The following is a 14,095-nucleotide window of genomic DNA, read 5'->3' on the forward strand; positions in this document are numbered from 1 at the left end:
CGCGACAACCCGCTGCGCACCTGACCCATACCTACCCAAGATGGCCGACCGGTAAACGGGCGCCCGATCGAGTCGGGCGGCCAGCGGGCTCGAGGCGACGGGAATCAAGACGTCGACTCGGCGACCAAAAACATCGGCGAAGTTTCGGCGGGTGTGGCGGGCTTGACGACCAGTCACTTCAGACGGGCGGCGACGGACACGAGGCCGAACTCCCTGGCCCCACGCGAGCAGGCCACCGCGAGAATAGGCTCGAGGCGAATTGCCCCCGTCCTGTGGTTCGTTCACGTCGGAATCAGGCCATTCTCAGGTCGTCCGTTCAAGGTTTCTCCCACTGAGTGTCGGGGTATCAGACGGCGTGAGGGAATTGACGAGCGGCGGACGGAAGCGGAGTAGCGGCGGACGCGTACCCGGCAGCTGTGGGTTCGTTGTTGCCGCGACGATCGTCCGGCCGGTTGAAAAGACACTTCGAAGAAGGGCGGTTATGCAAGATTCTGCGGAACTCGAGCCCGAAGGCGACAGCCTGGACGACAAGGAAAGCTCTGAACAGGAAGCACGGCCCGACCTGGCAGAAGGTGCTGAGGAGGATGAATTTCCTTCTCCTTCCTCTCAGATAGGCCGTGAGCAGATGGGTGGGTCTTCCGCCTCCGGGCAGGAGCCGGGTACGGACACACAGGAGGGATGGCCGATGCCCGACCAAAGCGACACTCCGCCCGATTGGCCCGAACCGACCATCGACTGACTGACCGCCTGTGTCAATCCAGCGACTCCTGAAGCGAGGCTCGACGGCCGTCACGATCACGCCGCTGTTGCGTGGTGGGCGCAGCGGGAAGGCTGACGCGATGGGATGGCTCCTTGCATCGGACGTCGCCGCCGTCGTAGGGCGTCGCCGTCGAACGGCAGTCGTTGTTGTACTCGGGTACGACTCCGTCGCGGGTGGGCTGTGACTTTGGCTGGTGGGGACTTTGCGATTAGAGGGAGGGCGCAACGAATGAGCGTCGACCTGGAATCACAGGATGGCGAGTTTGAATACCACGTCCAGTTTGCGATGGGCGAGAGACACGCGTTCGTGTCGCTCGAGGCCGCAGAAGCATTCGCTCTTTCCCACGTTCGCGGGGAGGAAGGCGATCCGGCACTCTCGCCGGCCCGAATCTTCAGGGTCGCCGCGGGTATGTCAACAGCCGACGGAGACCTGCTAGAAGGATTCGACTGAACCCGAGGTCGACGATACAACCGGGACTCCGGAAGGTTACAGCCGTCGGGTTCGTCGGCCTAAGGATTGCGAATGCGCTCGACGCCAACCGCAAACCACCGGCCGAATCAGAAGAGAGCCCCTACGTCAGAAGGGAAGCTCAGGCCAGCGGGCCGACTCGAACCAAACAGTGCATGAAACCCTGAGCGGTTCAAGGAGTTGCTCGAACGATGCCCGTTTCGAATCGGGTCTGGTCGGGGAGAACATGGATACCTATCCGCAAGAGTAACGGGGGAGTTTCTGGAGTTGTGAGGAAGGAGCATGTGGTTAGCGAGCATGTCCGCGGGGTCGCCTAGGCATGGCGGCGATGCGAGGTGTGTCCCGAATCGAGGACTACGCGCTGATCGGCGACCTGCAGACTGCGGCGCTCGTCAACCGGACGGGATCGATCGACTGGTGCTGCTTCCCGCGGTTCGACTCGGGCGCCTGCTTCGCGGCCCTCCTTGGCGAGCCCGATCATGGGCGCTGGCTCCTCGCACCCGCCGCAACCGTGCGTAGGTCGACGCGGCGGTATCGACACGACACCCTGATCCTCGAGTCGGTCTACGAGACTGACGAGGGCAGGGTGCGTGCGATCGAGTTCATGCCGCCGCGCGGGGCGGCACCCGACATCGTCAGGATCGTGGAAGGCCTGGACGGAAACGTCCGCATGCGGTCGGAGCTCGTGATCCGGTTCGACTTCGGCAAGATCGTCCCGTGGGTGCGCCGGGTCGATCACGCCCGGGTTGCGATCGCTGGCCCTGACGGTCTGTGTCTCCGCAGCCCGGTCGAGATCCACGGCGAGGAGATGACTACCGTCTCCGAGTTCGTGCTCGGGCCGGGCGAGCGCATCCCGTTCGTGCTCACGTGGTTCCCGTCACATCAGGATCTGCCCGACGCGATCGACCCCGAACTGGCCCTCTCCGAGACGGAGGATTACTGGCACGAGTGGGCCGGCCGCTGCAGCCACGAGGGTGACTACCACGAGGAGATCCACCAGTCGCTGCTGCTGCTGAAGGCGCTTACGTACGGGCCGACGGGCGGGATCGTCGCCGCGCCGACGACATCGTTGCCGGAATGGATCGGGGGTGTCCGAAACTGGGACTATCGGTACTGCTGGCTCCGAGATGCCACGCTGACGCTCCTGGCGATGCTCAACGCCGGCTACAGCGACGAGGCGATTGCCTGGCGACAGTGGCTCCTGCGGGCCGTCGCGGGCGACCCGGACGACGTCCAGATCATGTACGGGATCGCGGGCGAGCGACGTCTCGACGAGCGTGTGCTCGACTGGCTCCCAGGGTTCGAGCAGTCGCGCCCCGTACGGGTCGGCAACGCCGCCTCCGAGCAGATCCAGCTGGACGTCTACGGCGAGGTCATCGACGCGCTCTACCAGACCCGGCGGCATGGGGCGCCGCCGGACGACAACATCTGGTCGCTGACCGGGAAGCTGCTCGAGTGGCTGGAGGACGGATGGCGGCGCGAGGACGCCGGCATCTGGGAGGTGCGCGGTCCGAATCGGCACTTCACCCATTCCAAGGTGATGGCCTGGGTCGCGTTCGATCGAGCGATTCGCGCCCACGACGAGTTCGGGCGCGAAGGCCCTGTCGAGCGGTGGCGCGAGCTCAGGGACGAGATCGAGGCCGAGGTACTGACGCGCGCCTGGAGCGAGCAGAAGCAGTCTTACGCGCAGTTCTACGGCTCGGACGAGCTCGATGCGAGCGTCCTCCTGATGCCGCTCGTCGGCTTCCTTCCAGCGACCGACGAGCGATTCGTCTCCACGGTCGAGGCGATCCGACGCGAGCTCACCGTCAACGGGCTCGTTCTCCGCTACGTCCCACGCGCAGACGGCGGCGTCGACGGACTGCCACCCGGCGAGGGCGTGTTCCTCGCATGCTCGTTCTGGCTCGCCGAGGTTCTAGCCCGTCAGGGCAAGCTTGCCGAGGCGCGCGAGCTGTTCGAGCGGCTGCTCGGCATCCGCAACGACGTCGGCCTCCTCGCCGAAGAGTACGACCCCGTGGCCGGCCGCCAGCTCGGCAACTTCCCTCAGGCGTTCACCCATCTCGCCCTCGTCGGTGCCGCCATGGCCATCGGAGAGGGCCGAAGCATGCGACAGGGCACTCCGAGCGGCTAGAGATCCGCATGCTGCCGAGGCTCATTCGTCTCGAAGCGGCCTGAACCGGAATCCCGGAGAGATCGCGATCCACAACATCGTCAAGCGGACCACCCTGACCCGGAGTGTGTCCCCCGCGAGACCGGGCTTCGGCTGACGAGGAGGATGAAGGTCTAACGGCCACGGTTTGGCTCGGTGGCGAGGTCGGGCTTTCTCCTCTCATCTTTCCGGTCTCCGTCACGGCTACCGGATTGCGGCTCGGCCGGTTCTACGTGCTGCTGGCGATACCACTCTCGGCAGCTTCGCAGGATTAGAGTTCGGCGGTCGATGGAGCTACTCGTACGCACCTGGAACGTATTCCACGGCAACGCCGAGTCGCCGGAACGACGCAGCTATCTGCGACAGATGATCGAGCTCGCGTCGCACGACAAGCCAGACATCCTCTGTTTGCAGGAGGTTCCTCTCTGGGCACTGCGACTGGTCGGCGGTTGGAGCCAGATGCAGGTTGAGGCAGTCACGACGTTGCCGACTGTGTTTCCAAGCCGACTCGCGGGTTGGATAACTCGTCGTCATCAGGGCCTCCTTCGCTCGGCGATCGCGGGTCAGGCGAACGCGACCCTCGTGGCACCGGCCCATGCACTGGAACGTCTTGACGACCTGGCGGTGAGCGGAAAGGGTCAGCATCCGCGCCGTGTGCATGCGATCCGCGTCAATGGTCGTGTCGTCGTTGTGAACGCTCACCTCTCGGCTGAGCACGAGCAGCTGGAGCGCACGTTCACGTTCGCGGAACGGTGGCCGCACGTCGTACTCGCAGGCGACCTCAACCAGCGTGCTGTCGGGCGCCCCGGCTGGTCAGCGCCGGCGCCGGGCATCGATCACGTCGTCGCTCATGGCCTCACCATCTCTCGTCCTACGACCTGGAGCGTCGAGCGCCGCACGGCCTCCGGAGTCGTGCTGTCCGACCACGCCCCAGTGGAGGCTTCCGTGTCCCTCGAGCCCAACGGCCCACCCGGCTGAGCTCGAACCAGCCGTCCCACCGCAGGCCATTAGTCCTAGATCTAGGAGCCCGGCTGCTTGAGCGTCACCTTGTAGGAGCCGATGTTCGGGTCACCGACGGTGACGATCTCGATCTGTGTCACGACGAGCGTCGTACCATCCTTGACGCCGGACGCGTGGACTGCTGCGCGGAGCGCATTGTCGAGACTCTCCGTTGACTCGCCCTCGAACACCACCTCCACGATCCTGGCCCTGCCCTCGCCCTCGCCTTCGTACGCCATCACTCGCTCCTTTCAGGATTCGCACCGTCGGTGGCGACACTAGTCGTCAGCGGCGACTCCATCAAGCTCGCCACCAGGACGTCGAGCTCGGTGATCTCGAGGAGGCGTCCCTCGTCTCGTGCGCGCGTGAGCGCCTCGGCCTCCTCGGCGCGCGCAACGGCTGCGCCGTAGCGCTCGTCGACGGCCTTCTCCTCCGGCGTCGGTACGGCACCCGATCGCTCCCGCAGCGCACCAGCAGCGCCCCACAGGCGGGCGGCGTCAAGCGGCCGCCCGCGGGCCGCGGCCGCGCCACCGAGCGCATGCAGGCACTCGGCGCAGACACGCTCATCACCGAGCTCGCGGAACAGGGATAGCGCCTCGACGAGCCGCTCGCAGGCGATGTTGGGGAGTTCCCGGCTCAGCGCGATCTCGCCCAGCGCGCAGAGCGCGCCCGCCACGTAGAGCTGTTCCCCGAGCCTGCGCGCGAGTTCGAGGCACTCGGTGAACGCCCGCTCGGCCGTGTTGAGGTCACCCGCACGCATCGCAGCCATGCCGAGGGTATTCGTGGAGCTCGTGATCAGAATCGCGTCGCCGAGCGATCTGCGCAGCGCGAGGCTCCGCTCGCTGTATTCCTGGGCGAGCTGGTGTCGCTCGCTGTAGCCAGCGACCATCGCGAGGGTGTCGAGCGCAGCGGAGCATGCGCGGTCGTCACCGCTGCTCTCCGCGAGTTCGAGTGCATCCTGTCCGGCCTGGTACGCCTGATCGACGTCGTCGCGGGATGACAGAGCGCGGGCGATCTCGCAGAGCGCGAACACCGCGTGCCGGCTGTCGCCGAGCTCCCGGAACAGCGCCAGCGCTTCCTCGAGTGCCGGGATCGCTGCAGGGTAGTCAGATTGCGCCATGGCCTCGTGGGCGGCTGTCCAGAGTGCTCTGGCTCGCACGTCCCGCGGCAGGTCGGCCGCGTCGGTCAGGCCGCGGGCGAGGAGCCGGCGCGCCTCGGATGCATGACCGTGAGCGCGCCAGAAGCGCCCGAGCGAGGAGACGGCTTGGAGCGCGTCGGCACCGCGCCCGTTTGCGAGGCACCAGTCGAGGGCTGCACGAATGTTGTCGAGCTCGTCTTCGGCACGCTGCAACCAGCGAGCCTGATCCGTACCCGCGAGCCCCTCCTCGGCCCGTTCCGCAAACACAAGGAAATGGTCTGCGTGGAGGCGCCGGCAGTCGTCGAGCGACCCGGCCTCAGCGAGGCGTCCGATCGCATCCTCGCGCACGGTTTCGAGCATCGTCAGCCGCACGAGCCCGTCGCCGGCCTCGCGCCGAAGAAGGTTGGCCGCGACGAGAGCCTCGAGGTCGGCGAGGATCCCGTGTTGCGACCTGGCGACGGCCACCGCGTCCTCGAGCGCGCTGCCGCCCGCAAAGACGGCAAGTAGGCCGTGGAGCCGCCGCTGATCGGCGGTGAGAAGCGCGTAGCTCCAGCCGAGCGTCGCGTGCAGTGTCCGCTGGCGGATGGGGAGATCGGCAGGCCCTTCCATCGCGAGCACGAGACCGTCGTCCAGGGCGGCCAGGAGCTGCACGGGCGCGAGGAGAACGAGCCGAGCCGTGACCAGTTCGATCGCAAGCGGCAACCCGTCCAGCCGGCGGCAGATCTCCTGGACGGTGGCGAGCGACGCCTCGTCGAGCGGAATCCCGCGGGCGGCCGCGAGCTCGAAGAACAGGGTCGTGGCGTCGTCTGTCGGCAGCGGCGAAAGCGGCACCACGTGCTCACCCCGGATCTGCAGTGACGAGCGGCTCGTGGTCAGGATGTCGAGGTCGGAGACGCGGTCGAGCAGTGCGGTGATGTCCGCCGTTGCACCCGGAAGCTGCTCCAGGTTGTCGAGCACGAGGAGCGCTCGCGTTCCCTCGAGCGCGTCCGCCAGGAGCCCCGCGAGTGATGCCTGCGGCGACTCCCGCACACCCACGACGCTTGCGATCGCGGCCGGTACGAGCGCGGCGTCGGAGATCGCGGCGAGGCCGACGAGGTGCACCGGTCGCTCGAGGGCGGCCTCCGCAGCAGCTTCGAGGGCGAGGCGACTCTTACCCGCTCCACCCGGCCCCGCGATCGTGACCAGTCGAACATCGCGACGCTCCAGCAGGGCCTGCGTGGCGGCGAGGTCATCGCGCCTACCCACGAGGCGGTGATGGAGGGCAGGCAGCGTCGAACCACCGAGCGCCGAGAGTGGGGGAAAGTCTCCGTGCAGCCCGGGAGCGACGAGCTGGTAGAGCGTTTGCGGCGTCGGGACGTGCTTGAGCCGGTGGTCGCCGAGATAGCGGAACGAGTAGTCGGCGTCGACGGCGACGTCCCGTGTCGTTTGCGACACGACCACCTGACCACCGTGCGCGGCAGAGCAGATGCGAGCCGCCACGTGCACGTCCATCCCGACGTACCGCTCGTCGGCGAGCGTCGGCTCGCCGGTGTGGATGCCGATCGCCATCCGCACCTGCGCCGACTCCGGCCACCGCTCTGCGTCGAGGGCACGCTGGAGCGAGGCGGCTGCCACCACCGCCTCGCGAGCACGCTCGAACGCGAGGAAAACCCCGTCTCCGGCCCAGTCGACTTCGCTGCCGCCGCGCTGTGAGGTCTCCCTCCGGACGAGCTCGCGGAGCCGCGTGAGCACGGCTCCGTAGCTGTGGCCGAGGGCCTGCAGCAGAAGCGTCGACCCCTCGACGTCTGCGAAGAGCAGGGTCACGGTGCCTGTCGGGAGGGCACGACTTCTTGTGTCAACGGCGAACGAGCGACCGGCTCCGCCGCTCGCCTCGTCGTTCGGCGGGATCGCGTCGAGGGCCGGATCCTGTCGCGGGGGCTCTCTCGGGGGATGCTCGGCGACGAGCGCCCCCAGCTCGCCCACGAGCTCGCCGTGGCGTTTGTTAGCGAGGTCGGCATCGATCCGCTGCTCGAGGCAGCTCAGGCGCAGCTCGTCGAGCCGAGCGATCTCGTCCTGCGCAAAGTCGGCGTACGCGAACTCGGCGAGCGGTGGGCCGCGCCAGAGCGCGAGCGCCTCGCGCGGCTTCCCGTCGTGCAAGAGCCGCTCGAATCGGACGAGGTCCAACTCGTCGCCCTCGATCCGGATCAGGTAGCCGGGTGCCTTTGTGAGCAGGCGCCCGGCGTCGAGTACCTTCCGCAGCTGCGAGACGTAGACCTGGAGCGCCTTCTGCGCCGTTTCCGGCGGCTCATCCTCCCAGAGCGCCTCGGTCAGACGCTCGGTCGAGACGACCTCGTTCGCGTGCAGGAGGAGCATTGCCAGGAGAGCGCGGTGCTTGGCTCCCGGCAAGGCGACGACGCGGGTCCCGTCGACCACGTCCAGTGAGCCGAGGATTCTGAACTCCATCCCGGGCGACTGTACCACTGCCATTCAGGCCGATTTGCAGCGCGCTTCGGTATCCAACCACGATCCGTGGTGACCACCTTGTCGTCGAGCAGATAACGGTTGAAGATGTGCCCGGGTCGCCCCTCGGGTGCGACCCGGGCTGCATTCCCGCGGGTGGTCAGCCCTTATCGGCGAACTTGTCCTTGGCCTGGTCGATCTTGTCGTCGGCCCAGTCGGCGACCTTGCCGACCTTGTCCTTGGCCGAGCCGGCTGCCTGATCGGCCTTGCCTTCGTTCTTCAGGTCGTCGTCGTCGGTAAGTGCTCCTGCTGCTTCCTTGACTCGTCCCTTGAGGTTGTCTGTCTCACCAGTCATCGGGTTCTCCTCGTCGCTATTTGGATGATTTCAGGGCCTTGCGCGCCTTCTGTTTGGCGACGCGCTTGCCGACCTTGACGGCCATGAAGCCGACCGCTGCGTAGAACATCGTTTTCGGTTTCACTAGTACCAGCGTCCCTTCGCGAAACCGCCGAACGCGATCAGGCCGACCAGGGCGATAATGACGCCGATCCAGACGCTCCAGGCGATCGCTAGAACGATTCCGACGATAACGAGGATCCCGCCCAGGCCGATCCCGCCGATACTGCCGCCTCTTGCTTCGCCAGCCATGCTTTCCTCCATTCGTAGCGTGCCTCGAGCCTTGTGCGTCGCGTAACCGCCGCGACGTGCGACGGCCCACCGTTGAAAGGTCTCTGTCAAGTGGTCTTTGTCAACGCGTGTCGCGATCCGCTCATCAAACTGAAGCGCGTCCTTCAGTTCCTTCGTGTCCTTTGTCAGTCCGATCGGTATACCCGGACAAGCACATCGACAACCCTCTTACCGTTCATGTCTGGATGACATACGGGCCTGACTCGCCTTCGCAACGGCACGTCCGCTCGCGAGTCCGTCCCCAGGCCGGGGAACGCTTGCTCGGCAAAGAGGGGCACCGGCGCGACCTTCGCTAGTCACGCTGAGGAGTCAATCCGGTGGCTTCATCGTCCGGGAAGGGGTAGCCGATCGTGTAGGTGGTTGGCGGTGGCGCCTTCACGAGCCGTTCGATCCTCCCATCGAATCGGTCGGAGAGAGCCTCGAGCTCCGATGCAAGGGCACGGATCGCCTTCTCGAGACCTGCGTTACGGATTACGAGCTCTTCGACTGTTGCCACCGTTCCGGTGGTGCTCAGCAGCTCCCTGCGGCGATGTGAACCAATCGTCTCCTCCACACGCTGCGCGAGGGACTCGCCGATGTCTGCGACCCATTCTGGTGTCGCAACTGCCTTCTGCTGATCGGGGACAGCTTCCGCATGCGTCCACTGGCTGTCGCTCTCGGCGGTGTGGGTATGGCCAGATGACATGTCCGCTCCTTCGACGTCGTTCGCTCTGAGTGGTCTCTTCCGTCGCGGCTTACCCGACATCCAGCAGCGGAAAACACATCGACTAGCCCGCGTTCGGAACGTGGAGCATGCAGACCGTGAGCAAGACCCCATCGATAGCGGCCCCCGGCAACGACACTGCCGACCTGGGGCGCGAGAGATGCGCCCGCGACGAGCCCTTGTCCCCTGCTGTACTACGCAGCGAGAGGGAGCTGCACTACGCCGGGCGGTTCGATCGACCAGGTTGCCACGTCGATGCCATGGGAGATCGCGACCTCGAGGCACTCGCCGCAGATGACGGCGATATCCGGCTCGCCGTGAAACACGATCTCCTCACCGCACAGTGCTTCGACCACGAGGATCGTGTGTGTCAGGTGGACAGTTCGACTGTCCTCGGCGTGTCCGGGCTGTAAGCGCATCACCTCCTACTATCCGGAGGTAACCGGACGACGCTGCGCTGGGCTCGCGCTGGCCGCTCCACCTCGCAACGGAAGAAGTGGCTCCTGCAGACGCCCGTGTGGCGCCTCCGCCGTCACCGGGGCGTCTGATCCGCTCCATACCCGGTTCCGAGATCCAGTGCTCAAGCGCGACGAGGTACGTTGCTCAGCACAAGGGCGGCGGCTGCGCTGCCAGGGTCTCGCGTGTGGTGCGGGTACGAGGCCGGGGCTGCGGCGATCATCCCGGCTGCTGCATCATTCGTCGTACAGGCGGTTCTTCTCGTTCCGGTCGGTGGCCTGCTCCATGTCCTCGACCGAGCGGTCGAGTTGACCGTGATCGACGAGAGCACGTCCGTAGGTCGGCAGACCATCGGTAGACCCCCAGAGGTCGGGCTCCCACATGTGCGACCGGATCATCGACTTGCCACAGTGGAACATCGCTTCGTGCACATGCACCACCAGCGCAAGCGAAGGCACCTTGCCGTCGACCGCCATCGACTCCAGAAGCGAGCGATCCTTGACAACCAACGCGGTTCCCGACACACGGACGACCTCTCGACGCTTAGGTACCACGAACATGAGACCGACGTGCGGGTTGTCCAGCACGTTGAGGAACGTGTCGCCTCGGTGGTTCCCAGGGCGGTCGGGAACGGCCAGGGTCTTCGGATCGAGCACGCGAACGAACCCCGGCGGATCCCCCCTCGGTGAGACGTCCATCGCGCCCGCCGCAGAGGCGGTCGAAATCACTACGAACGGGCTTCGTTCGATCCAGGCCCGGCAGTGACCATCGATGTGATCGATCACCTTCTTGACCTGCGATTCCATTGGCTCCCCGAGCGTCGCGAGGACATCGTCCGCCGTCGTCACGACCTGCTCAGGTTGATACCCCGGTTCACTGCCCATACGACATCCCGATAGTCATACGGCATTCTAATACGGCGCGCGTTCGCTTGCATCGCCGCCGCTGGGCCATCTGAAGAGCGCAACCTTCGATCCGTCAGGCGACCAGCCTGACCACCCTTCGGTTCCACAGTGCTGCAGTAGATGGGAGCACAGCCCCGCATCGCCGAGTGCGACACCCAGATCGCGGAGACGGCGAGACTGAGTTCCGAGCCGCTCTCCGTGGCATCGACCCAACGCGAGAACGAGCGGCGACCATTCGTGGTTGCAGCCCCTCGCACTCGTTCGGCCGACGCAACCTCGTACTGCCTCCAGCTAACGCAGGGAGCCGTGCTCCAGCATCTCGCCGGAACCGGGTGGACGCCACAGCCGGACGCCTGTTGGAGCGGTCTCAGGCGAGTGGAGTCAGCGTGCTCGTACTCGGTCGCCAAGACTCACCGCGTCGACTCCTCGGCCCGGAGTGCGACCGCCTCGGCCTGCGCCCGACCCACGGCGTCGACGGTGAGCTCGATGTCCCGCTCCGTCGTAGACCAGTTCGACACCGAAATACGAAGAAGACGCTCGCCGCGCCACGTCGTCGCCCCGAGCCAGCACGTTCCGTCTGCCTGAATCAGCTGCTCGACGCTGCTCGTGAGTTCGGCGTCTCCGACCCGCACGAGGATCTGGTTCAGCACGACCTCGTTGACCACCTCGACGTCGTCGAGACGCTCGAGGAGCATTGCCGCATACCGAGCCAGTGCACACGACCGCTCGATCAGGTCGGCGACGCCGAAGCGACCGAGGGCGAGGAGCGCAGCCCATGTTGCGAAGCCGCGTGCTCGCCGCGATGACTCCGGCACGAAATCTCCCCCACCGAACATCCGCCCGGCGACCTGACCCGTCAGATACGAGGCCGTGTACTCCATCGCGATCGCATGTACATCGGGATGCGCGCAGAACGCGAATCCGGAGTCGTATGGCACGTTCAACCACTTGTGCCCGTCGCACGCCCACGAGTCGGCCGCTCCGATCCCGGCGACGAGGTGCTTCGTCCCCGGGTTGGCTGCAGCCCATAGTCCGAACGCGCCATCGACATGAACCCATGCTCCCACCTCGGCGGCGGCTGACGTGACGGCGTTCAGATCGTCGCAGGCTCCGGTGTTCACGTTGCCGGCCTGAGCGGAGACGATCGTCGGCATGTCGGGCTGACGGCGGAGAACGACCTGGAGCGCATCGGTGTCCATGGCGCCGTTCGCGAGCGCTGGGATCTCCGTGATCGCGCTCTCCCCGAGCCCGAGGAGACGGAGACTCCGGTCGATCGTGGCATGACGCTCGGCTCCCGCGACGACCCTCACGCGCGGGGCACCGCCGAGCCCGTCACGGCCCACGTCCCAACCGACCTGCTCGAGCACCTTCCAGCGTCCTGCGGCAAGCCCCACGGTGTTCGCTCCCTGCCCACCGGTCGTAAAGCCCACGGACGCCGATGCCGGAAGCCCAAGGAGCTCTTTGAGCCACGTACCGGCCACGTCCTCGAATGCGAGCGCCGCGGGAGAGAGCGCCTCGTTGTACGCGCACTGGTCCCAACCAACGGTCAGGAGATCCGCGGCAACGGCCGCGTCGGGAGAACCGCCAATCACGAACCCGAAGTACCGGGGCCCGGCCGAGGCCATGAGCCCCGGCATCGCTCTCGAGACGAGTTCGTCGACGACGGATGCGAGCGACGCCGGCCCGTCCGGAAGCTCTCGCGCGAGCGACTCACGAACGGCGGCCCGTCCCAGCGATGGTGCGACGTGCTGGTCGGGAAGTGTCTCCCGATAGTCCGCAATCAGGTCCGCAACGCGGTGCAGCATTTCTCGCAGATCGCCCATTGGGCGGATCCTACGCCGACAAAAGCGCGGTGTGGCCTTTTAGGGTCCGAGATGGCCCGCCTTAGCTTCACCCGCGAGGCAACGGTGAATCCCACTTGCCGAGGACTCGCCGGTCGCGGCCTGCGACGTCGGAAGGATGAACCGGGCCTCTCGTCGCGGCGCTCATCGACGGCGATGCTCCGGGCGACCAGAAGCAGCCGCAGTGTCTCACGCCGCCGGCCTCCGACGCGGCTCAGTGCCCCGGCGCCGACGACGATCCGTGCTGGTGGACTCGGGGGTTCTGTTTACCGGTCGCCTGTCTTCCCGGTGCTGGAGCGGTTCGATGCTTGGAGGCCGGAGACGAGGCTAACCATGAGTTCAACGGCGTCGGCGTCGCTGAGGTCCTGGGAGAGTGCGAGCGACTTCCACGTGTCGAAGTCGACGGCGTGGCCGACGGCGGCTCGTAGGAGCTTGCGGCGATGTCCGCGGGTCTTCCAGCTGCGGTGGAGTGCGGCTCGCACGTCGTCCCAGTAGGGGGCAAACCGCGCTGCCACCTCCTGTAGAACGGGCATCTGGGGCAGGTCGCGTCGCACGTTGGTGCTCATCGCCTCCGTTGCTCGGTAGTAGGCGTACAGCTCGCCGAGCGCGACTCGGAGCCGCTCGGTCGGATCGGCCACCTCCGTCCACCGCGATGGATCAGGGCGCGGGTGCTGGACGGCCCAGTGGCCCGAGCACGCTCGGAAAAGCGATTGGTCGTCTGGGAAGTGGCGGTAGACGGTCAAACGCTGAACGCCCGCGAGCTCGGCGATCGCGCTGATCGTGGTCTTTGCCGGACCGACCGAGCCGTGCAGTTCGACCGTCGCCTCGACGATCCGACGACGCGTCTCGGCCTGGCTCTCGGCCCGCTGCTTGAGCTCGTATTTCCTCGTCATGTTCTCACGTCCGCCGAATGTTTGACACCGTGCGAGCGAGCCTGCTACGCTCGGCCACACTATCATTGAACAGTAGTGTTCATCCAAATATAGAATCTATCCAAATGGAGGTGCGCGCATGAGTGCCCAACTCGAAAGAGTCATGATTCCAGCGGACGGAAGTGAACACGTTGAGCTCGGTGGGCTTGGCATCGTCTGGAAGATCGAGGGCGCCGAGGCCGATGAGCGCTTCTCCGTGGTGCACCATCCTCTCGCCCCGCGGGCGCTCGCTGCGCCACTCCACCGGCACACGCGGGAGGACGAGTACTCCTACGTTCTCGAGGGAACGCTCGGCGCACTGCTCGGCGACCAGGTCGTGACGGCCGGCCCCGGGACCTGGGTGTTCAAGCCCCGCAACCAGTGGCACACGTTCTGGAACGCTGGAGATACTCCGTGTGAGATCATCGAGATCATCTCGCCCGCCGGATTCGAGAACTTCTTCCGCGAGCTATCCGAGGTCTACGCCGACGCTGAGCCGGATCTCTCTCGCTTCGCCGACCTCTGCAACCGGTATGCCCTCGAGATGGACCCGGACAGCGTCAGCGGCCTCTGCGAGCGCTTCGGGGTTCGACACCCCCTCGCCGAAACCTCGGGGGCATGACTCCGTCATCGATGTAAAC

Annotated in this window: 15 protein-coding genes; 6 read left to right on the forward strand and 9 right to left on the reverse strand. The window is 66.2% G+C overall.

Annotation, left to right across the window (positions count from 1 at the left end):
- Window positions 1–481: 481 nt before the first annotated feature.
- The 5 genes from ABIR74_RS10750 (at window position 482) to ABIR74_RS10770 (ending at window position 4,355) form a co-directional block, all read left to right on the forward strand.
- On the forward strand, window positions 482–739 hold the full coding sequence (locus ABIR74_RS10750; protein WP_348177930.1) for a hypothetical protein: 258 nt from the start codon (window positions 482–484) through the stop codon (window positions 737–739).
- A gap of 10 nt (window positions 740–749) precedes the next feature.
- Window positions 750–944: a hypothetical protein gene (locus ABIR74_RS10755; protein ID WP_348177932.1), complete on the forward strand. Its 195-nt coding sequence runs from the start codon at window positions 750–752 to the stop codon at window positions 942–944.
- A 44-nt stretch (window positions 945–988) separates the two neighbouring features.
- On the forward strand, window positions 989–1,210 hold the full coding sequence (locus ABIR74_RS10760) for a hypothetical protein (protein ID WP_348177935.1): 222 nt from the start codon (window positions 989–991) through the stop codon (window positions 1,208–1,210).
- A 346-nt stretch (window positions 1,211–1,556) separates the two neighbouring features.
- A complete protein-coding gene (locus tag ABIR74_RS10765; RefSeq protein WP_348177937.1) occupies window positions 1,557–3,359 on the forward strand; it encodes a glycoside hydrolase family 15 protein in 1,803 nt (600 codons plus the stop codon).
- Window positions 3,360–3,665: 306 nt separating this feature from the next.
- On the forward strand, window positions 3,666–4,355 hold the full coding sequence (locus ABIR74_RS10770) for an endonuclease/exonuclease/phosphatase family protein (protein WP_348177939.1): 690 nt from the start codon (window positions 3,666–3,668) through the stop codon (window positions 4,353–4,355).
- A 41-nt stretch (window positions 4,356–4,396) separates the two neighbouring features.
- Here ABIR74_RS10770 and ABIR74_RS10775 read toward each other — a convergent pair whose 3' ends face one another.
- From ABIR74_RS10775 to ABIR74_RS10815, 9 genes are all read right to left on the reverse strand, one after another.
- Entirely contained in the window at window positions 4,397–4,615 is a 219-nt protein-coding gene (locus tag ABIR74_RS10775; RefSeq protein WP_348177941.1) for a hypothetical protein, read from the reverse strand.
- Window positions 4,615–7,956, reverse strand: coding sequence for a BTAD domain-containing putative transcriptional regulator (locus ABIR74_RS10780; protein ID WP_348177943.1), 3,342 nt, complete (start codon window positions 7,954–7,956; stop codon window positions 4,615–4,617). Before ABIR74_RS10780 ends, ABIR74_RS10775 begins: the two co-directional genes overlap by 1 nt.
- 157 nt (window positions 7,957–8,113) lie before the next feature.
- Window positions 8,114–8,308 (reverse strand): CsbD family protein, encoded by a 195-nt coding sequence (locus ABIR74_RS10785; RefSeq protein ID WP_348177945.1) that lies wholly within the window; start codon window positions 8,306–8,308, stop codon window positions 8,114–8,116.
- A gap of 123 nt (window positions 8,309–8,431) precedes the next feature.
- Window positions 8,432–8,599, reverse strand: coding sequence for a hypothetical protein (locus ABIR74_RS10790; protein ID WP_348177947.1), 168 nt, complete (start codon window positions 8,597–8,599; stop codon window positions 8,432–8,434).
- Between the two features lie 331 nt (window positions 8,600–8,930).
- Window positions 8,931–9,323 carry a hypothetical protein gene (locus ABIR74_RS10795; RefSeq protein WP_348177949.1) on the reverse strand — a complete coding sequence of 131 codons (393 nt, stop codon included), beginning with the start codon at window positions 9,321–9,323 and terminating at the stop codon, window positions 8,931–8,933.
- A 212-nt stretch (window positions 9,324–9,535) separates the two neighbouring features.
- Window positions 9,536–9,760: a hypothetical protein gene (locus ABIR74_RS10800; RefSeq protein WP_348177951.1), complete on the reverse strand. Its 225-nt coding sequence runs from the start codon at window positions 9,758–9,760 to the stop codon at window positions 9,536–9,538.
- Between the two features lie 273 nt (window positions 9,761–10,033).
- Entirely contained in the window at window positions 10,034–10,645 is a 612-nt protein-coding gene (locus tag ABIR74_RS10805; RefSeq protein ID WP_348177953.1) for an MSMEG_1061 family FMN-dependent PPOX-type flavoprotein, read from the reverse strand.
- Between the two features lie 467 nt (window positions 10,646–11,112).
- A complete protein-coding gene (locus tag ABIR74_RS10810) occupies window positions 11,113–12,525 on the reverse strand; it encodes an aminotransferase class V-fold PLP-dependent enzyme (protein WP_348177955.1) in 1,413 nt (470 codons plus the stop codon).
- Between the two features lie 284 nt (window positions 12,526–12,809).
- Complete coding sequence (locus ABIR74_RS10815; RefSeq protein ID WP_348177957.1) at window positions 12,810–13,436, reverse strand: TetR/AcrR family transcriptional regulator; 627 nt, start codon at window positions 13,434–13,436, stop codon at window positions 12,810–12,812.
- 118 nt (window positions 13,437–13,554) lie between these two features.
- Here ABIR74_RS10815 and ABIR74_RS10820 point away from each other — a divergent pair, with 118 nt between their 5' ends.
- Entirely contained in the window at window positions 13,555–14,076 is a 522-nt protein-coding gene (locus ABIR74_RS10820; RefSeq protein ID WP_348177959.1) for a cupin domain-containing protein, read from the forward strand.
- Window positions 14,077–14,095: the final 19 nt, after the last annotated feature.

Origin of the sequence: Gaiella sp., assembly GCF_039915195.1 — a bacterium.
Taxonomy (GTDB): domain Bacteria; phylum Actinomycetota; class Thermoleophilia; order Gaiellales; family Gaiellaceae; genus Gaiella.